The sequence below is a fragment of the Rhodoferax sp. genome, from assembly GCF_034519335.1.
GTDB lineage: Bacteria > Pseudomonadota > Gammaproteobacteria > Burkholderiales > Burkholderiaceae_C > Allorhodoferax.
In genome coordinates this window covers 29,679-50,062 of sequence record NZ_JAXHOL010000019.1, presented here as the reverse complement: position 1 = coordinate 50,062, position 20,384 = coordinate 29,679, and the positions used below count along the sequence as shown (strand labels likewise).

The following is a 20,384-nucleotide window of genomic DNA, read 5'->3' as shown; positions in this document are numbered from 1 at the left end:
CGTTAAGAACCCTCAGCCTTACTTTTTCTTGACATACGCTTCCAGCTCGGCGAACGTGGGGCGCTCTGTCGAGTACAGCACTTTGCGGCCGAACTCAATGGCGGTCGACGGGTTGTAACCCTGCATACTGGCAAGCAAGGTGGTTTTGATGCACTGAAACTCTTTGCTGCCTTCTTCGACTTTTTGCTCCAGCAGGCCGGCCAATGGCTCTGCAAAAGCGTACGCCAGCAAAATCCCCAAGAAGGTACCCACCAGCGCAGAGCCAATCATGCCGCCCAGCACCGCCGGGGGCTGGCCCACCGAGCCCATGGTATTCACCACGCCCAGCACCGCAGCCACAATCCCGAAAGCAGGCAAACCACCGGCAATCCGCTGGATGGCTGCGACTGCGGCGTGTTCTTCGTGGTGGTGGGTTTCGATTTCGCTGTCCATCAGCGACTCAATTTCATGGGCATTGAGGTTGCCCGACACCATCATGCGCAGGTAGTCGGTGATGAACTCCACCACATGGTGGTCTGAACCTACGGTGGGATACTTTTTGAAAATCTCGGACTGTTCGGGTTCTTCGACGTCTTTTTCAATCGCCATCAACCCTTCTTTGCGTGCCTTCTGGAGGATGTCGAACATCAGCGCCATCAGCTCCATGTAGCGCGCTTTGGTATGTTTACTGCCTTTAAAGCAGGCGCCCAGGCCTGCCATGGTCTTCTTGATGACCTTCATTTGGTTGTTGGCCAGAAAGGCGCCCATGGTGGCGCCCCCGATGGTCAGCATCTCAAACGGCAAGGCTTTCAAAATCACGCCGATATTGCCGCCGTGAAATATGTATACGCCAAACACGCAACCCAGAACGACAAGCCAGCCAACGATTACAAACATATGTGCATTGTGACAGGGAGGCGTGGAGCCTCAAGGGTGGAAGAAGCAGGCATTTTCAGCCCGTCTCTATCATATCGTCGCAAGTTCGCCTAGCTTGAATTTATTGCCAAATTGGCACCTGACGCTTATGGATATTGCGCGAGCAGCTATTAAAATAATAGCGCTTAGTGAAGCAGAATGCCGCCGGCTGTAGAGCCCTTGCCCGCGCGTGCTGGAGGAGAGCACAGGCCACACTCAAAGTGGCGGGAGTTTTCATAGGCTTCCGACACGAAATGTCCGCCGCACTTGGAGCACTTGGTCATGGACAGCATGTTGTTGTCGATGAACTTGACCAGGCGCCACGCCCGCGTGATGGACAGCAGGGGTTCCACACCGCAGGCTGCAATTTGCTCGGTATACAAGCGGTAGGCCGCCATGATCGCGTCGATGTCCTCCATCGCGCTGACCTTGGTCAGGTATTCGTAGGTGTTTTGGAACAAAGACGCATGGATATTGGGTTGCCAGGTCAGAAACCACTCTGTCGAGAAAGGCAACTGGCCCTTGCTGGGGGAGCGGCCGGCCACTTCTTTGTACAGGCGCAAAAGCCGCTCATAGGACAGATCGGTTTCGCTTTCCAGGACTTGCAGGCGGGCGCCCAGCTGAATCAGGGACACAGCGCGCTCCACTTGTTTGGAATCGTTCAATACGCTTTTCTGGGTGGCCATGGTGTTGCTCCTGCGGATTCGTGGGTCAGACGGCTTCGGCGAAACGGCCAGCCATCAGGATGCTGGCGTGCAGCTTGGTTGTGGCGTCGTTGTCGACCTTGGTTGCGGAGTGGTTGGTCAAGAGGTTCCACACCATGTCGTCATCCACCCGGAAGCGGCACAACAGCATGTTAGTGGAGGCAATCCGCATGATCTGGGCCGGAGACAGCGTACTGATCATGTCCGCAGCTTCTTCGGACATACCCAGCCGAAACAGCGCTTCAGCCTTGTCCTGGCGAATCAGGTTTTGGGCCAACATCAGGTAAGTCATGTTGGCTTCCCGGATCTCGGCGAGTAGTTGTTCCTTGTTCATATTCGACTCCTGTTGAGGGGCAATTCATGTGAATCACCATGGAGCGAATTCTGGTGGGCAAGGCCAGAAACTTGAATTGGAAAACGGCTAATCCGTGTGTCAGAAACGCAAACATCGCCTGTAGGGCGAATTCCTACATGCGTCAAAGTGCCGGCTGAGATTGTGCAAACACGATGCCCCGCGGCCGTTTGGCCTGGTACACCAACTTGTGTTGAATGGAATATCGGCAGATGCCGCTAAAACTTAAGCCGCGTACGCGGGTGCGTGCATGCAAGGCGCGCGACCTTTCCTCCACGCAGGGCGTGACGGATGCGCAGACAGTGGCGTGCGGGCGCGCTTACTGGCGCAGCAGGGCGAGCACGCCTTGTGGCAGCTGGTTGGCCTGTGCCACCATCGCAGTCCCAGCTTGTTGCAGGATCTGCGTGCGCGACAGGTTGGCCGTTTCCAGCGCGAAGTCAGCATCCTGAATTCGTGAGCGCGAGGCACTTAGGTTCTCCGCCATGGTCTGCAGGCTGGCAATCGTGTTTTCGAAACGGGATTGCAGCGCACCAAATTTGGCGCGTTGGCCAGCAATCACTTGGATGGCTGCATCGACCGTGCTCAGGGTGCGGGTGGCCGACTCGACAGTGGCGACATCCAAGGTGTCGACGGTTTGCAATTGGCTGGCGCTGGTTGCGGCCAAGAAGAAGTCGGTAACTGGGGGCGGACCTACGGGGTCGTTCACTGCAGCGTTCACCATGCCGAAGGACTTGTCCGAGTCCAGTGTCAAGGTTCCTGTTACGTAGGCTGCGTTGTTGGGCGCATTCGGGATGGGGACGCCACCGACCTCCAATGTCGCCGAAGTGGCGGGAACTTCAATCACAATGTCTTCACCGGCAGCATTGGTCAGGGAAATTCCCGTGCCCGCGGCGTTGAGTTTTGCGGTCACGCCGGTTGTTGAGCTCTTGTCATTGAATGCGGCTACCGCTGCCGACAGGCCGTCGCCGTCCAATGCGCCGATGGTGAACGCGACGGTAGTTGCAACCGTGTTGTTGGAGCGCATGGTGAGTGAGTAGCTGGTATTGGCCGTGAAGCTGCTCAAGTCAATGTCAGTGCGCGCTGTGGCGGTAACACCGGTTGTTCCAGATTGCGCGTTGATGGCCGCGGCCAAGCTTTTTGCCGTTTGTCCCGCAGTAATTCCGATGGTGGCGGAGCCCGAGGACCCGTCAATGCGGAATGTGGCATCTGCTGCGATGGGGCTGGTAGCACTGATGTCTGCTGCTGGCGTGGCTTGGGATGCCCGGGTGCCGGCAGTCGAGCCGGTAACCAGGTCACCAGGGCCGCCAGCCGTGGCTGCAACCTGCGAGCCGATGCGGTGGTTGCCGTATTTGTTGGTGCTGAAGTTGCCGGTGGTTGCAATGATGGTCTGGTTGGCATTTGCGCCGACCTGGAAGGTGGCCGAGGTGAAGCTTCCATCCAGAATGTTTTGACCGTTGAACTGTGCAGTTTTGGCAATGCGGTCCAGTTCTGCTGTCAGTTGGCCGACTTCTGCGTTCAGCGCCGCGCGGTCGCTGGCGCTGTTGGTAGCGTTGGCAGATTGAACGGCCAGTTCGCGAATGCGTTGCAACGTGGCGGACGCACTGCCCAATGCGCCTTCGGCCACCTGGGCCAGGGAGATGCCGTCGTTGGCGTTGCGGGCGGCTTGGTTCAGGCCGCGCACTTGCGATGTCATGCGTTCTGCAATGGCCAAGCCGGCAGCATCGTCCTTGGCGCTGTTGATGCGCAGGCCCGACGACAGGCGTTGCATGGACGTGCTCAACGAACTCTGCGAGGTAGCCAAGTTCCGCTGCGCATTCAGCGACTGGATATTGGTGTTGATGGTTGAGGCCATTGCGTAACTCCTAAAAAGATATGAAATCAGCGTCGCCGCCGATTGCAAAGCCTGCTGACCTGCAGACAATCAGTAACGATGGGTGAATTCTGGAGATGCCCGCTTGGCCTATTCGGCGGATAAGCGCCGCAAAAGCGGCTCAAATTGCCGGTGAATGCTCATTCTTAATAGGGGTAAACCCTTATATGGAAAAGGTGCCCCGCAAAAGCCATGCTTTTGTGTTTTCTGAGGGCAAAGCGCTGTGATATCGCAAGTGCTTTTGCAAACCCCCTAAAGTTTTCCACGTACCACCCGAAAACAAATGCAACGGGTTCATAGCGGGCTCGTCGTCCGGAAGGCGTCAGGGTCGGCGCACCGGTCATGGCGGTCAGCAGCAATGCTGACGTTGAGATCGGCATTTCGCCGGAGTACGTGAGTTTTTACCAGGAGTTATCAAAATGGCAGCCACCATCAATACCAACATCAACTCGTTGACAGCCCAGCGCAACTTGACAGCCAGCCAGTCATCTTTGAGCACTTCGATCACACGCCTTTCCTCGGGCTTGCGCATCAACAGTGCCAAGGATGATGCCGCAGGCCTGAGCATCTCCGAGCGTTTCACTTCCCAAATCCGCGGTCTGACGCAAGCAGCCCGCAACGCCAACGACGGCATCTCTTTGGCGCAAACCGCTGAAGGCGCACTGGGTGGTGCCGGTACTATCTTGCAACGTATCCGCGAACTGGCCGTTCAATCTGCCAACGCGACCAACAGTGCCAGTGACCGCTCTGCATTGAACCAAGAAGTCTCGCAGCTGACTTCTGAATTGAACCGCATTGCACAAACCACGCAGTTCAACGGTCAAAACCTGTTGGACGGCAGCTTTGCCAGCGCCACGTTCCAAGTGGGGGCCAATGCCTACCAAACTATCACGGCGACTACCGCCAACTTCACCACTGAAAAATACGGCAACAACCGCATTGGTTCGGTGGTAGCGGCTTCTGCGGGCGCCACCGGTGACTTGGTGGTTGGCTCCACCGCGGGTGCCAATGCATCGACTGCTACGGCCACTGACACCATTGCGGGGGATACAGTGACCGTAAACGGTGCTTCCGGTACTGCAACGGTGACTTATGCTGCAGGAGCAAGTGCTAAAACTGTGGCGGCGCTGTTCAATGCACAGTCTGGGACCACAGGCGTCACCGCCACTGCACGCACAGAAATCGACCTCACCGCTTTCACCGTTAGTGAGTCTTACTCTGTGAATGTCACTTCGGACAACGGCACGGCGGTTGCGGTGTCGTTCAGTACCGGCGCTGCTGCAAATGCAGATGGTTTGGCCGCTGCAATCCAAGCGTTCAACGAGAAGACCTCTCAAACAGGCGTAACCGCCAAGCTGAATGCAGCAGGTACGGGCCTGACGCTGACCAACGCCAGCGGTAATGACATCGTTTTGGAGAACAATGCCGCCGTCGGAACTTTTGACGCTGGTGCAGTAACCTTGGCAATAGCTGGTGGCGATGCGGTGGTCAAGGGTGCTGTGACTTTGGACTCCGACAAGTCATTTGGTATCTCCAATACCGCCCAAGCTGCTGGTGTAGGCTACTTTACAGGTGCTACCTCTGCCAGCCAGCTGCAAGCTGTGAGCACGCTGGATGTCTCGACGGTTGCCGCCGCAACGCGGACGCTGTCTACCGTGGATGCCGCTATCGGCGCGGTGGCCAGCCAACGTGCCAAGTTCGGTGCTCTGCAGTCTCGCTTTGAGACAACCATTGCAAGCTTGAACACCACCTCTGAAAATCTGAGTGCATCGCGCTCACGGGTGCAAGATGCCGACTTCGCAGTGGAAACTGCCAACCTGTCCCGTGCCCAGATCTTGCAGCAGGCCGGTACCGCCATGGTGGCGCAGGCCAACCAGTTGCCCCAGGGCGTGCTGGCCCTGTTGCGTTAAGACTAGTCACACAAGGATTCGCGGTTCATACTGCGAAGCTCGGGAGCGGTGGTGGGCTTGAGCCTGCCGCCGCTTTGGTTCTGGAAACTGGCCTTTTTCCGGGCTTTGGGGTGGTGTAGAAGACGCAAAATCCAAGGCTATAGATAGAACAAGGGGCTCTTATGGCTACCATTTCATCCCTCGGCATTGGCAGCGGCCTGGATTCCGAGTCCATTGTGACAAAGCTGGTGGCCTTGGAAAAGCAGCCTCTCAAATCGTTGGAAACCAAAGCCACCTTTGTCCAGCAGCAAATATCGGCCTTCGGCCAAATCAAGTCCCAGTTCTCCGCGTTGGCAGACGCTGCCGCTGCCATGTCCTCGGCAACTGCGTGGGCTGCCCGCAATGGTTCATCCTCCAATGCCAACGCCGCGGCAATTACAGTCACCTCGACAGCCGCTGCGACCTCGTTCACTCTGGATGTTGACCAATTGGCAAAGTCGCAATCTATTGCGTCAGCGCCCATTGCGGCTGGATCGGCCGTTGGGGCTGGTACTTTGGTACTGCGGCTGGGTAAATGGACGACAGGCCCCGCAAACTTTACGCCGGCCGCCTCCAGCGCCGATGTGAGTATTGACGTCACGGCCTCTGATACTGTGGCGACTATTGCTGCAAAAATTAATGCCACCAACTCCGGTGTGGTGGCAACCGCCTTCAATGACGGAACGCAAGACCGCCTGCTGTTGCGCTCCAAAGATACCGGTGAAGCTTCTGGCTTCCGTGTGCAGACGACCGTGGACGCGGACGCAGTGACCAATGACGACGCGGGCTTGTCCCGTTTGTCTTTTGACCCAGAAACTGGGGCATTTGGCATGGCGGGGGCATCTGCAGGTGCCGTTCAATACGGTACTGATGCCAAGGCGCGTATCAACGGATTGGCGGTGACATCCAATAGCAACACGCTCACTGGCAACATTCCTGGGGTCACTATCAACCTGCTGGCTACCACCACAGCCAACTACGGCTTACCGGGGGAGGTGCTGACGCCAGCCACATTGACAGTGAGCGAGGATGTGACACTGGCCGTCAAGAACGTTCAAAACTTTGTGACGGCTTACAACGCGTTGGCCAAGACCTTGGCCGACATCACCAAATACGATGAAGCGACCAAGACGGCCTCTTTGTTTCAAGGGGATTCCACCATCGTTGGTATGCAAAGTGTGCTGCGTAGTGTGGCAAGTTCCATCAGTAACGGCAGTGCGTACCAGCGCCTAGCGGATGTAGGGTTAACGCGTGAATTGGACGGTACCCTCTCGATGAACACCACCAAACTGGCAGCTGCGGCGAACAATGGGACGGAGCTGCAAAAGCTGTTTACTGCGGATAACAAAAATGCCCAAACCAACGGATTCGCACTGAAATTCAAAGAACTGGCCCAGGGAGTGCTTGCAACGGGTGGCGCTGCCAAGAACAAGGGTGAGGCTCTGGAAGGGGTGTTGAAGCGCAATATTGAAGAGCAAACCCGGGTCACCAACCGGGCTGCCACCTTTGAGGCCCGATTGCGCAAGCAATACAGTGCTTTGGACGCCAAGATGGCCAGTCTGTCTGCGCTGGATGCCTATGTATCCCAGCAGGTTGCTACTTGGAACAAGTCGACCAGCTGAGCTGGCTGGCGTGGAAAGTGCAATGTTCTTGGCGTAGGGCTTTAGTTGGTCAACAGACTGCCGATACTAAGTACAAGAAACTAAGGATCTGCACTATGTTTACCTCTGTTCACAGCCGCACCGCCGCCGCCTACAAACGGGCCAGCGTAGAGGCGAGTGTGGAGATGGCTGACCCCCATCAGTTGGTGACCCTGCTTTTCGAAGCGCTGCAACGCCATATCGCCGCGGCCAAGGTGGCCATGCAGGCCAAAGATATTCCGCAGAAATGCAAACAAATCAGCGCGGCCGTGCGAATTCTGGAAGAGGGTTTGAAAGCTCCGCTGGATTTGGAGCGCGGCGGAGAAATCGCCTCCAACTTGAATGCCCTGTATGACTATTGCGTGAACCGATTGGTGCTGGCCAACGCACGCAATGACGAAGCAGGGCTGGATGAAGTAGCCGGCCTGATCGAGCCGGTGGCCAATGGATGGAAGCAAATCCAGGGGAAAACTCCTGCTTACCTGCGTCCGGTGTGAGCTGGGAGTACACCACATGCCTTTGATGTTGATTGACTATTACAAAGCCATTGAAGATAGCAGCGCCAAGATGCTGGAGGCCGCCAAGGCGGAGGATTGGGATGGCGTGATGCGATTCGAAGGTGCGTGTGCGGTCCTGATCGAACAGTTGCGGGAGCGCGCAAGGTCTGAAGAGCTCGATGTGCATTCCCGTGCCGAAAAATCAAAAATCATGCGCCGTATCTTGCACAACGATGCACAGATTCGGTATTTGGCAGAACCTTGGCTGACTCACTTTGAGCACAAGTTCGAAGGTCAACCCGCCTTTTTGCATTAACCACTGGCGGCACCGGTCCGCGTTCAAAGCGGCATAACCGGGGTTTTTGGGGTGTTGTTCGGAGGCTCTGCGCGCAGGGGCGTCCGTAAGATGGTGGCCGACACGGCTCTATCCCAACACCTCGCACATGGTTGCCCCACCATCGTTACCCCCTGATGAACTGAAGCTGGCTTTGCGCCAGTTGCGGAACGCGTTCGTCACCGTGGCGATCTTCAGTGGTTTCCTGAATCTGATGATGTTGGCGCCTTCGCTCTACATGATGCAGGTGTATGACCGGGTGCTCAGCAGCCGAAACGAAACCACGCTGGTGGTGCTGACGGTGTTGATTCTCGGGGCGTATTTGTTCATGGGGGCATTGGAAACCATCCGGTCTTGGGTGCTGATTCGGGTAGGGGCCCGTCTGGACGACGCGCTCGGCTTGCGGGTGCTGGGGGCCACCTTTGAGCGGGTCTTGCGCCAGCCAGGCAACAGCACCTCCCAACCCTTGGCCGATCTGGCGACCCTGCGCCAAACCCTGACAGGCCCCGGCCTGATTGCGGTGTTTGATGCACCGTGGGCGCCCGTCTATTTGGTCGTCATCGCCCTGTTTTCAACCGAAGTTGCTGTCTTTACTTTGGTCGGGGCATTGGTGCTGGTGGCCCTGACTTGGCTCAATGAAAAGCTCGCCAAGGGAAGTTTGGCAGAGGCACAGCAGTTCAGCATGCAAGGGCAGCGCGAGCTGAGCAGTCACCTGCAAAACGCAGAAGTGATCGAGGCGATGGGCATGCTGGGCAATATCCAACGCCGCTGGCGCAAGACCCATCAGCAGGAAATAGCCCTGCAAGCCAAAGCCAGCGACCGTGCAGCGGTGATGGGCAATGCTTCCAAGTTTGTGCGTGTGTCCATGCAGTCTTTGGCCTTGGGTCTGGGGGCGCTTTTGGTGTTGGAAGGTCGTTTGACCCCGGGCATGATGATCGCCGTGTCCTTGCTGACCAGCCGCGCCCTGGCGCCCGCTGAGTCGGTGGTCGCCCATTGGGCAACATTGGCAGCAGCCCGTTCCGCCTACCAGCGTTTGCGCGATTTGTTGGGCAGCTTTCCCGCGCGCGCAGCCGCCATGCCTCTGCCAGCGCCCACGGGCCAAGTTGCATTTGAGGGTGTTGCCACTGCTGCCCCGGGGACACGCCAGGCCATCATCAAGCAAGTCAGCTTTACCCTGCAGGCGGGTGACTCCGTGGCAGTCATTGGAGCCAGCGGGGCAGGCAAATCCACCTTGGCGCGATTGTTGGTGGGAGTTTGGCCAGCGCTGGCAGGCACCGTGCGTCTGGACGGCGCAGACCTGTTTCGCTGGAGCAAGCAAGACTTGGGGCCGCACATTGGTTATCTGCCGCAGGATATCGAACTGTTTGACGGCACCGTGGCAGAGAACATTGCCCGCTTCGGTGACGTCAACCCCGAATGGGTGGTGCTGGCAGCGCAGCGGGTGGGGTTCCACGAGCAGATATTGCGCTTGCCCCAAGGCTACGACACCCCTTTGGGGCCCGGCGGAGCCTCTTTGTCTGGCGGGCAGAAGCAACGTATCGCACTCGCGAGGGCGTTGTATGGAGATCCGGTATTGGTGGTGCTGGACGAGCCGAACTCCAACTTGGATGACGCGGGTGAAAAAGCGCTGTCAGATGCCATTCGTGACCTTTCCAGTCGCGGGAGAACCTCCGTATTGATTACGCACCGCCCCTCCGCATTGACCGTAGCCAATAAATTGATGGTGTTGCGGGATGGCGTGGTTGCCGCGTTTGGCCCCAGAGAAGACGTATTGGCTGCTGTCAACGCCAGGGCTGCGGAGCTGCCGCCCAGCACGCCACCGCCCGGCCCACCCAAAGGGGTGACGCCTCCTGTGTTGGTTGATAAACCGCCACCGGCTTCCGCCGGTGGCTTGCCGCCTTTTAACCTGAAGTTCAACGACTGACATGAGCGCCGTGCTGGAAAACACGCCTTTTGGTTCCGCCCCGGTGGTGGACCTGAATGACGCACGCCCCCGTCGTTGGGGGTGGTGGCTGCTGGTGTTGGGCTTGGGTGGCTTTATGGCGTGGGCCGCGCTGGCACCGCTGGACGCTGCTGTTACCTCGAGTGGGTCTGTTGTGGTGAGCGGCAGCCGCAAGCTGGTGCAGCCCGTGTCGGGTGGAAAAGTGGCGGCCATTCTTGCCCACGATGGCGACCAGGTGGTGGCCGGCCAGGTTTTGCTGCGCCTGGACAGTACCCAAAGTCGTGCATTGCTGGACATTGCACGTGGGCAATGGCTGGTGGCCATGGCCACCCAGGCTCGTCTGACTGCAGAAAGCCAGGGAATGCCGGACGTTGACTTCCCGCCAGAGTTGCTGGAGTTGGGGAACGACACCCGCGTTGCTGAAGTCATGGAGCTGCAGTCAAGGTTGTTGGAGTCTCGCAGGCAGACTCGAAGCAATGAAATGCAGAGCCTGGAGGCAACCTTGCGGGGCTTGGAGTTTCAGGCCCAAGGGCATGAGGCCGCTCGCTTGGCCAAAGAAACTCAAAGCCGTATGTTGCGGGAAGAGTTGCGGAACCAGCGAACTTTGGCCGATGAAGGATTCTTTCCGCGCAACAGGGTGTCGGAGCAAGAGCGAGTATTTGCGGGAATACAGGGTGGTGTTGCAGAGGACACCAGCAGTGTAGGGCGAACCCGGCAGGCCATAGCCGAAGTGCGGGCACGTATTGCCACCCGGCAGCAGGAGTTTCGCAAGGACATTGAGTCACAACTATCAGATATCCAGCGTGAAACCTCCGGCTTGGAAAGCCGAATGCGGGGCTTGGAATTTGACTTGGCGAATACAGACGTCAGAGCGCCTGTGACCGGCACTGTGATGGGTGCTTCGGTGCATACGGTGGGCGGCGTGGTCAGTGCGGGAGCCCCGGTGATGGAGCTGGTGCCCAAAGACGACCCTTTGAGGGTAGAGGCGCAATTGCCCGTCCATATGGTGGACAAGGTGCGGCCGGGCTTGCCAGTCCACGTGCTCTTCAGTGCCTTGAACCAGGCCAGCACTCCGCATATTGAAGGGCGCGTGGTCCAGGTGTCTGCCGATGCGCTGGCCGATTCAAGGCAGAATACCAATTACTTCAAGGTAGTGGTTGAGGTCACCCCCCAAGGCATGACACAGCTGCAGCACCAGGAGATCCGGGCGGGCATGCCTGCCGAGGTATTCATCAAAACTGGAGAGCGCACTTTCATGAGTTATCTGCTCAAGCCCCTGCTGGACCGCATGAACCGCGCGTTGATTGAGCCATGAGCCATTGGCCGCTTGCGCCCCGCAGAGCTTTGGTGCTCGTTTTTTTTGCCAGCGTCTGTGTGCATGGCGTCGCTTGGGCGGGGGACTTTGAACGTGCGTATCTGGCCGCCTTGCAGAATGACGCACGCTACCAAGCCGCCAAATATGCGTTGACGTCGGCGCAGCAGGCATCTCCCCTGGCCTTGAGTTCCTTGCTGCCCAGCGTGTCTGCAAGTCTGACCGAGACCGCTGTACAGGGCACCCGCAACACCGATGTGGCGGGTGGTGGCACTGTGTCCAGTGACTTGGATTATCGCGCGCCGTCCCAAAGCATCAACTTGCGTGCCCCTTTGATCAACTTGGAGGCATCTGCCCGTTACCGGCAGGCCAACGCCCAAGTGGGGTCTGCGGAAGCCGTATTTGCCGCTCGCAAAGCGGAATTGGTGGACCGGCTGGCGCTGGCCTACCTGCAACGCATGTTGGCGGAAGATGCCTTCCTGTCCATTCATGCGCAAGTTCACGCGTTGGTAGAGCAGCGAAATCTGATGCGGCGACGTTTTGAGCAGGGGGAGGGTACCAAGACGGAAGTTGCCGAGGCCCGTGCCAACCTGAGCTTGGTACTCTCCCAGTGGGCTGACTCCCGCGATCAGATGAACAATGCGCGCAATGCATTGAGCTCTTTGACCGGCCAGCCGCAGGAGGTCATTGCGCGATTGCCCGGTGGTTTCTCTCCGCCACCTTTGGTACCCAATGCCCTCCAGTCTTGGCAAGACATGGCCTTGAACAACAACCCCGATGTGGTGGCGCGCAAGTTCGCCGTGGAGGCGGCCGTAGCCGGCGTATCCCGTAGCAACGCCGGGCATATGCCGCGGCTCGATTTCGTGGCTAGCGCCTCCAGCAGCCGTAACGAGTCTGTCAGCAGTCTGAACCAATCGGTCAATCAAGGGAGTGTGGGGGTCCAGCTCAACATTCCGATTTACAGCGGGGGCGCAGTGAAGGCTGCAGTGACCCAGTCAATGGCCGAGCAATCGCGGGCCGAGGCTGAGTTTCTGGCGGAGCAACGCGCCGCCGAGCTGGAGGTTGGGCGCCTGTTCCAGGCAGTGTCGTCGGGTGGGGCTCGATTGCTGGCGTACCAGGATGTCCTGGACTCGAGCCAGATAGCGTTGGAGGGGACACGGCGTGGGCAGGCCTCCGGGCTGCGGACCAATGCCGATGTTTTGGAAGCGGTGCGCAAGGTGTTTCAGGCCCAGCGTGATTTGGCACAGGCACGGTACGACCACATCTTTCAGCGATTGCGTCTCTACAACAAGGCCGGCATCGCACCCGAGGCCGTAGTCTCTTACATCGACGAGCTGTTGGGCTCTGCCGAGATCAGTACTCCCTGAAAGATGACGCAGGTGGCAACGGACTCCTTTGCTGCGGCCTGGGCGCTGTACACGCAAGGACAGGTGTCACAGGCTGAGCAGGCGTTCGCCAAGCTGGTGCAGGCGCATCCCGGCTGGGGTGAAGCGCTGCATATGCGCGGTGTGTGCTTGTTGCAGCTTAAACAACACGGCGCTGCTTTGCCTGCCTTGCAATCCGCAGCGCAATACACGCCGCAAGACCCGTCGGTGCACTCCAACTTGGGTCTGGTTTTGCGGGCTCTTCATCGGCATGCGGAGGCGCTGGCGGCCTATGACAAAGCCCTGGAGCTCAAACCGGACTTTGCCCAAGCCTGGGCCAACCGGGGCAATGCCCTGCGTGATATGGGCCAAGGGGATGCAGCAATTGCGTCGTACCAGCAAGCGCTGGAGTGCCAGCCGCACTATGCCCAGGCGTGGCACGGCTTGGGGCTGGCCTATGGCGATGTGAAGCGCTGGACAGAAAGTCTCGCTGCGTTTGATGCTGCCTTGGTGCAGAAGCCAGACTACGCGGTAGCGTATATGGACCGCGGCAATACCTTGCGGGAGCTGGAGCGGGTGCCAGAGGCTTTGCAAAGCTACGAGCGTGCTCTCCAGCTTCATCCGCAGTATGCGCAAGCCTGGTCGAACCGCGGGGTAGTACTGAAGCGGCTGGGCCGCATGGATGACGCCGCGGCGAGTTACGAACGTGCCATCACGCTGGACGCGGGGTTTGTGGATGCCATGGTGAATTACGCCACCCTGCTCAAGGACATGATGCAGGTGCCGGCTGCCGTGGCGATGAATGAGCGGGCTTTGGCCTTGGACCCGGACAACAGCGGCGCCCATCTGAATTTGGCAATCTGCCATTTGGTGACAGGGAACTGGAGCGCAGGCTGGCAGCACTACGAGTGGCGCTGGAAAACTGACCAACTCAAGGACGGTGCCCGTACCTTTGCCCAAGCCCAGTGGCGCGGTGAACCACTCCAAGGGAAAACCATTTTGGTACATGCCGAGCAAGGCCTGGGGGATACCCTGCAGTTCTGTCGTTTTACACAGATGCTGGCTGACCGTGGTGCGCGGGTTGTGTTCGAGGTTCAAGCACCTTTGCTTGCGTTGCTGGCGCAGCTGCCAGGGGTGCACGGTTTGATTTCACGGGGGCAAGCTTTGCCGGCCTTTGATCTGCATTGCCCTTTGCTCAGCGTGCCGCTAGCCTTGGGGCTAACCCTAGACAAAATGCAACCGGCGCAGGCCTATTTACAGGCTGACGCCGCCTTGGCGCATGTATGGGCCGCCAAAGTTGGCATCGACCCGGCATTGCGCGTAGGCGTGGTTTGGTCCGGCCGGCCAGAACACAAAAATGACCATAACCGCTCCATTCCATTGGAGGAGTTTCGGCGTGTATTCAGGCAGGAGCATCGGTACCACTGCCTACAAAAAGAGTTTCGACCAGCGGACGTGCAGACTTTGTCTGCGTGCAGCGATGTGGCTGTATGGGACCACGAGTTGCACAGTTTTTCAGACACTGCAGCATTGATTGCATCCATGGACTTGGTGGTCTCGGTCGATACCTCGGTGGCACATTTGGCTGCGGCCATGGGCAAGCCGGTCTGGCTGTTGTTGCCCTTCAGTCCCGATTGGCGATGGGTTATCGGCCGTGACGATTCCCCGTGGTATCCCCGTATGCGTTTGTTTCGCCAACCTACTATGGGCCAATGGATGCCCGTGCTGACCCAAATTCACCAGGCCTTGGGCCTGTTCACCCGATCACAGGAGACCTAGATCATGTACGAAACCAGCAAATCCATTTTTCACCGCTTGGCAGACTCCCGGTACGCCACCCGATATTTTGTGGGCCAAGGCATTGACATCGGGGCCGGGCCTGATGCACTGGGGCAGTATGCGGAGTTTTTCCCCTTGATGCGCTCTTGCCGCGCATGGGACATGCCTGATGGGGATGCGGAGTTGCTGGCCACCGTGGCGGACAACTCCTTTGACTTCGTGCACTCTTCCCATTGCCTGGAACACATGCGTAATGTGGAAGTTGCGCTGAACAACTGGTTGCGTGTCTTGAAGCCGGGTGGCCACTTGGTTTGCTTGGTGCCCGACGAAGACCTGTACGAGCAAGGTGTCTTCCCGTCTACCTTTAACAGTGACCACAAACACACGTTTGCAATTCACAAAAAGTCTTCGTGGTCACCCAAAAGCATCAACGTAACGACCTTGTTGGCCAACACCCAGGCCAATATCCAGGTCAAGAAAATCGAGTTGCTGGATGCGACGTTCCGCTACAGCTTGGTGGCCGCACTGGGCAAACGGTTGGACCAGACCACTACGCCGGTAGGCGAGAGCGCGATTGAATTTGTAGTGAAGAAGCTGGCCTAATGGCCAGGGTGCTCCGTCACCCTACTCAGATAACTTGCGCAGTGTTGCCTTGAGTTGCGCCAGCTCTACTTGCGCTTTGGCTGCAGCCTGCTGCGCCTGTACCAGGCGGTAGTCCACAAAGTTGTCCCACACACAGGGGGGGTGCTGAAAGTACTGTTTGAGCTCGGCATGCTCTTGGGCAACATAAAACCGGTTCACCGCATCAAAGTAGACAAAGTCATAGCCGGTGCGCAGCAGTTCAGGCTCCCATTCGTCAAAGTTGGTTTGAGGGCGGTTGGGCAAGGTGCTTTCCAGCACGATCAGCCAGGGCCTGAATCGTGAGCGGTCCAAACCTTGCAGAACCGCGAGTTCTGCGCCCTCCACGTCAACACTGAGCAGGTGGATATCGCCGCTTGGACGATGTGTTTGTAGCAGATCCGTCAGGGTGTATTGCTGCACCGTGTGTTGCTGCACGGGTTTGCCTTCCCTGGCATGCATGGCTGCAATCGCCTCGGAGGTGGTTGCGTTTTGTTCCCGCTCTGCAATTTCGAAAAATGTGACTTCCCCAGTGCTATTTCCTACAGCGCCACGCACCAGAATGTCTTCGGGACGGTGGGCTTCCCAGAGGCGGTGAAATCGGGTTTGCGGCTCTACCACCATGCCGCGCCAGCCACGCTGATAGAGGCAAAAGGTATTGCTGTCAGCAATGGGCTGGTAGGCGCCTACATCGATGAAGAACCCCTGGGGTACCTGGCTCAAAGCCCGGTTGATCATGACATCTTCGAAGTTGCGGGTGAACGAGAGGTAGGCCATGCGGCACTTTCTTCAGGGCGGGGGACGGCGACGCAACTTGCTGGCACGGGTGGCATCTGTGCGCACCGATTTCAGCAGGTTCTTCAAGGGCGTACTCCAGTCGCGCCGCTTGGTTTGGCGGTACAGCTGCGCACTGGGATACCACGGCGAGTCTGTACGAGAAAGCAACCAGCGCCAATCCGGAATTAGGGGCAAAAGTACGCGTACTTTGACGCCCAAGCCGCCTGCCAAGTGCGCTACCGAAGTATCGACCGTGACAAGCTCATCGACTAGCGTCAGGATGGCTGCCGTATCTTCAAAGCTGTTGATCTCGGGGCTCAGGTTGATGAGCTGGCATTGGGCGGGCAAATCTGAAAGCTGTTCCACCGCTTCGCCTTTTTGTACCGAAATGCATTCCACATGGTCGAGCTGCATGAGGTCCTGTAACTGGGCTAGGCGCAGGGATCGGTTGGCATCGTTGCCGTGGGTGGGGCGTCCGGCCCAGACCAAGGCAATGCGGTATTTGCTGGTGGGCCCCAGACGCTTTTGCCAATGCGCCACTTTGTCGGGGTCCGGATACAAGTAGGGTGTCTGGGTCGGAATGGTGTCCGCCGTTGTGCCGAAGCCGGCAGGCAGACTCAGGAGCGGGCACTGATAGTCAAAGTGAGGCAGTTCTGAGCCGCTCGGGACGATCTGGCCCAGGCCAGGCACCCGTGCAGCAATGCTGTGTACTTCCGCTTGAACCACCAACAGCACGTTGGCACCCCGCTGTGCGAGCAAAGGAACAAACCGCAGGAACTGCAGAGTGTCGCCAAAGCCCTGCTCCGCATGCAGCAGGATGCTTTTTCCCTGCAGGTTTTGCCCGGTCCATAGCGGCTGAGTGAAGGAGCGCTTCTCCTTGGCGTCGGGTTGCTGCCAGCGGCTCTCGTACCTCGTCCATCCTTTCGCGAAGTCGCCAGTCAACAATTCCAGCAGTGCCTCATGCAAGGTAGCCTTGATGTGCCCTTGGGGGGCAGCTTGTGCTTTGCGGAAGGCTTGTAATGCCAGCGCAAACTGTGCGTTTTCCTTGAGCGCAATGCCCAAGTTGTATTGGTATTCGGGGGCGTTGCCAGTAATCGCTACGGCTGCCTTCGCCGCTTGGAGCGCTTCCTCCCATAGCCCCAAAGCACCTAGCGTGTTGCCCAGGTTGGACTGGGCCTGGGCGTTGCCCGGCGCCAGGTTCACAGCGCTGCGTTGGTAGTGCAACGCTTCTTGCAGCATGCCCGCTGCTTTCATAAAAGCCCCGCAATTGGACCAAGCTTCGGGGTCGAGGGGGGCTTGTCGGCATGCGCGCTGGCCGAACATGACGGCGGCCTGGGTGTGACCGGTGCGAAACGCAACGATGGCCAAGGCACTAGCCGCGCGTGCATGGGTAGGGCACTCGCGCAGGGCCCGCCAGAACGCAGGAGAAGCCAGCGCGGGTTCATTGCGTTCCAGCAGAGCTCGGCCCTGCTCCACATAGTCATGGGCCAGAGCTGCCCGCCGCTTGCCACTGGCCGACTGTGGGCTGGCCAGATCCTTGAGGTCTTTGGCCAGGGTGCTCAGCACACTGCCCCAATCGCGGTAACGCGGCTGGCGCAGGATGCGCACACTGGGGTACCAGGGGGAGTCGTCCCGTTCCAACAGCCATCGCCAGTCCGGCATCCACGGAATCAGCAGCCACACCGGCAGCCCCAAGGCCCCGGCCACATGGCAGATAGACGTATCCACACACACCAGCACATCCAGATGCTGCAGGGCGGCGGCCGTGTCCCCAAAGTCATGCAAATCGGCTGAAAGATCGACCACCTTGGATTGCAGCTCTGGCGGCAGTTGGGTGATGTCGGCACTGCGCGCACCCACCTGGAAGGAGTAGAAGGTGGCCCCTTCGAGTGCCAGCACGGGCGCCAAGGCGCTGAGCGCCAGCGAACGGTTGGCATCGTTCTTGTGAGCCGGGTTGCCCGCCCACACCAAGCCCACACGCAAGCCCGGAGCCGCAAAGCGGGGTGCCCAGGCGGCACTGCGTGCGGGCTCTATGCGCAGATAGGGCAGGGTAGGGGGCACGTTCTGGGCCAGGCCCAGCAGGTGCGGCACGCTCAGCAGCGGGCACACCCAGTCGTAGGCGGGGGTGCGGGAGCCCTCATGCACCAGCTCCACATTGGGTGGCAGCACCACCAGTGGCGTCAAAGACTCCTGAATTAATAGCAGTACGCGCAGGCAGCGTGAGGCCAAGAGGTCGATATAGCGTAAAAACTGCAGGGTGTCACCCAGGCCCTGCTCAGCGTGGACCAGCAGCGTTTGGGTGGGCAGGGGCTGGCCGCTCCACACGGGCTTGGTGGTCTTGAGGCGCTTGGAGGGGAAGTCGGGCACATCAAAGCGGCGCTCATAGTCGGCAAAGCCGCCTGCCAGGTCGCCAGCCAGCAACCGGGCCAGGCCACGGTTGTAGATCAGCCCCGCGTAGTCCGGCCTCGCCTCCAAACCACGCTCGAAACACTCCAGCGCACCCGCAACGTCTCCGATAGCCTTGTAGTACGCCCCGCAATTGGACCAAGCTTCGGGGTCGAGGGGGGCTTGTCGGCATGCGCGCTGGCCGAACATGACGGCGGCCTGGGTGTGACCGGTGCGAAACGCAACGATGGCCAAGGCACTAGCCGCGCGTGCATGGGTAGGGCACTCGCGCAGGGCCCGCCAGAACGCAGGAGAAGCCAGCGCGGGTTCATTGCGTTCCAGCAGAGCTCGGCCCTGCTCCACATAGTCATGGGCCAGAGCTGCCCGCCGCTTGCCACTGGCCGACTGTGGGCTGGCCAGATCCTTGAGGTCTTTGGCCAGGGTGCTCAGCACACTGCCCCAATCGCGGTAACGCGGCTGGCGCAGGATGCGCACACTGGGGTACCAGGGGGAGTCGTCCCGTTCCAACAGCCATCGCCAGTCCGGCATCCACGGAATCAGCAGCCACACCGGCAGCCCCAAGGCCCCGGCCACATGGCAGATAGACGTATCCACACACACCAGCACATCCAGATGCTGCAGGGCGGCGGCCGTGTCCCCAAAGTCATGCAAATCGGCTGAAAGATCGACCACCTTGGATTGCAGCTCTGGCGGCAGTTGGGTGATGTCGGCACTGCGCGCACCCACCTGGAAGGAGTAGAAGGTGGCCCCTTCGAGTGCCAGCACGGGCGCCAAGGCGCTGAGCGCCAGCGAACGGTTGGCATCGTTCTTGTGAGCCGGGTTGCCCGCCCACACCAAGCCCACACGCAAGCCCGGAGCCGCAAAGCGGGGTGCCCAGGCGGCACTGCGTGCGGGCTCTATGCGCAGATAGGGCAGGGTAGGGGGCACGTTCTGGGCCAGGCCCAGCAGGTGCGGCACGCTCAGCAGCGGGCACACCCAGTCGTAGGCGGGGGTGCGGGAGCCCTCATGCACCAGCTCCACATTGGGTGGCAGCACCACCAGTGGCGTCAAAGACTCCTGAATTAATAGCAGTACGCGCAGGCAGCGTGAGGCCAAGAGGTCGATATAGCGTAAAAACTGCAGGGTGTCACCCAGGCCCTGCTCAGCGTGGACCAGCAGCGTTTGGGTGGGCAGGGGCTGGCCGCTCCACACGGGCTTGGTGGTCTTGAGGCGCTTGGAGGGGAAGTCGGGCACATCAAAGCGGCGCTCATAGTCGGCAAAGCCGCCTGCCAGGTCGCCAGCCAGCAACCGGGCCAGGCCACGGTTGTAGATCAGCCCCGCGTAGTCCGGCCTCGCCTCCAAACCACGCTCGAAACATTGCAGGGCCTCCGGCATGCAATGCCGTTCGGTCCACAGGCGAGCCAGGGTGCCCCAAGAATCGGCGTCGGCAGGTTTGTGCCGCAGCACTAGCAGCAGCTCAGCCTCTGCACGTTCCATGCGTTGCAGCTCCAGCAGGCATTTGGCCAGCATGAAGCGGTACTCATCAGCTTGCGGCTGCAGCGCGGCGGCGGTTTCAAAGTGGGGCAGCGCACGCGCAAAGTCACTTTGGCCATAAAACAGGTTGCCCAGGTTGTTGTGGGCGGTGTGGAACTGCTGGTCACAGGTGAGTGCCGTCTCGTAGGCAGCAACGGCTTCGTCCAGACGCCCTAGGGCCTTGAGGGCCACGCCGCGGTTGGCGTGGGTGCGAGGGTCTTGCGGCGCCAGCACCACTTGCTGATCAAAACGCTCCAGCGCCTGGCGATGGTCGCCAGCGCTATTGAGCAACACGCCCAGGTTGTTCAGGGCGTTGGTGTCGTGGGGAGTCTCTGCCAACACGGCTTCGTAAGAAGCCCGGGCCAAATCCCAACGCCCTGCACTTTGGTGTGCAAGGGCTTGGGTGAACAGATCAGAGGTTTCTGTACTTGGCTGCCGTCTTGGCATGGGGCGTG

15 protein-coding genes are annotated in these 20,384 nt (G+C 59.3%); 9 read left to right on the top strand and 6 right to left on the bottom strand.

Annotated features, from left to right (window positions below; all coding sequences use genetic code 11):
- Positions 1-18 precede the first annotated feature (18 nt).
- The 4 genes from motA to U5O12_RS07985 all read right to left on the bottom strand — a co-directional run bounded on the left by motA (position 19) and on the right by U5O12_RS07985 (position 3,802).
- The gene (gene motA / locus U5O12_RS08000) at positions 19-876 is read right to left on the bottom strand and encodes a flagellar motor stator protein MotA (protein WP_322578122.1); all 858 of its coding nucleotides are present in this window, start codon (positions 874-876) and stop codon (positions 19-21) included.
- A 164-nt stretch (positions 877-1,040) separates the two neighbouring features.
- A complete protein-coding gene (gene flhC, locus U5O12_RS07995) occupies positions 1,041-1,580 on the bottom strand; it encodes a flagellar transcriptional regulator FlhC (RefSeq protein WP_105261427.1) in 540 nt (179 codons plus the stop codon).
- Positions 1,581-1,605: 25 nt separating this feature from the next.
- Complete coding sequence (gene flhD, locus U5O12_RS07990) at positions 1,606-1,932, bottom strand: flagellar transcriptional regulator FlhD (RefSeq protein ID WP_322578121.1); 327 nt, start codon at positions 1,930-1,932, stop codon at positions 1,606-1,608.
- Positions 1,933-2,269: 337 nt separating this feature from the next.
- A complete protein-coding gene (locus U5O12_RS07985) occupies positions 2,270-3,802 on the bottom strand; it encodes a flagellin (protein ID WP_322578120.1) in 1,533 nt (510 codons plus the stop codon).
- 437 nt (positions 3,803-4,239) lie between these two features.
- Here U5O12_RS07985 and U5O12_RS07980 point away from each other — a divergent pair, with 437 nt between their 5' ends.
- The 9 genes from U5O12_RS07980 (at position 4,240) to U5O12_RS07940 (ending at position 15,219) form a co-directional block, all read left to right on the top strand.
- Positions 4,240-5,730, top strand: coding sequence for a flagellin (locus tag U5O12_RS07980; RefSeq protein ID WP_322578119.1), 1,491 nt, complete (start codon positions 4,240-4,242; stop codon positions 5,728-5,730).
- Between the two features lie 161 nt (positions 5,731-5,891).
- Positions 5,892-7,370 carry a flagellar filament capping protein FliD gene (gene fliD / locus U5O12_RS07975; protein WP_322578118.1) on the top strand — a complete coding sequence of 493 codons (1,479 nt, stop codon included), beginning with the start codon at positions 5,892-5,894 and terminating at the stop codon, positions 7,368-7,370.
- 95 nt (positions 7,371-7,465) lie between these two features.
- A complete protein-coding gene (gene fliS, locus U5O12_RS07970; RefSeq protein ID WP_322578117.1) occupies positions 7,466-7,885 on the top strand; it encodes a flagellar export chaperone FliS in 420 nt (139 codons plus the stop codon).
- Positions 7,886-7,901: 16 nt separating this feature from the next.
- Positions 7,902-8,201, top strand: coding sequence for a flagellar protein FliT (locus tag U5O12_RS07965; protein ID WP_322578116.1), 300 nt, complete (start codon positions 7,902-7,904; stop codon positions 8,199-8,201).
- 127 nt (positions 8,202-8,328) lie between these two features.
- Positions 8,329-10,143, top strand: a complete 1,815-nt coding sequence (locus U5O12_RS07960; RefSeq protein WP_322578115.1) for a type I secretion system permease/ATPase — start codon at positions 8,329-8,331, stop codon at positions 10,141-10,143.
- Position 10,144: 1 nt separating this feature from the next.
- Positions 10,145-11,476 carry an HlyD family type I secretion periplasmic adaptor subunit gene (locus tag U5O12_RS07955; protein ID WP_322578114.1) on the top strand — a complete coding sequence of 444 codons (1,332 nt, stop codon included), beginning with the start codon at positions 10,145-10,147 and terminating at the stop codon, positions 11,474-11,476.
- Positions 11,477-11,508: 32 nt separating this feature from the next.
- Positions 11,509-12,840, top strand: coding sequence for a TolC family outer membrane protein (locus tag U5O12_RS07950; protein ID WP_322578113.1), 1,332 nt, complete (start codon positions 11,509-11,511; stop codon positions 12,838-12,840).
- Positions 12,841-12,852: 12 nt separating this feature from the next.
- The gene (locus U5O12_RS07945) at positions 12,853-14,616 is read left to right on the top strand and encodes a tetratricopeptide repeat-containing glycosyltransferase family protein (protein WP_322578112.1); all 1,764 of its coding nucleotides are present in this window, start codon (positions 12,853-12,855) and stop codon (positions 14,614-14,616) included.
- Between the two features lie 3 nt (positions 14,617-14,619).
- Complete coding sequence (locus U5O12_RS07940; protein WP_322578111.1) at positions 14,620-15,219, top strand: methyltransferase domain-containing protein; 600 nt, start codon at positions 14,620-14,622, stop codon at positions 15,217-15,219.
- A 21-nt stretch (positions 15,220-15,240) separates the two neighbouring features.
- Here U5O12_RS07940 and U5O12_RS07935 read toward each other — a convergent pair whose 3' ends face one another.
- Both U5O12_RS07935 and U5O12_RS07930 read right to left on the bottom strand, forming a co-directional pair.
- Positions 15,241-16,011, bottom strand: coding sequence for an FkbM family methyltransferase (locus U5O12_RS07935; RefSeq protein WP_322578110.1), 771 nt, complete (start codon positions 16,009-16,011; stop codon positions 15,241-15,243).
- Positions 16,012-16,023: 12 nt separating this feature from the next.
- On the bottom strand, positions 16,024-20,376 hold the full coding sequence (locus U5O12_RS07930) for a tetratricopeptide repeat protein (protein WP_322578109.1): 4,353 nt from the start codon (positions 20,374-20,376) through the stop codon (positions 16,024-16,026).
- Between the last annotated feature and the right edge of the window lie 8 nt (positions 20,377-20,384).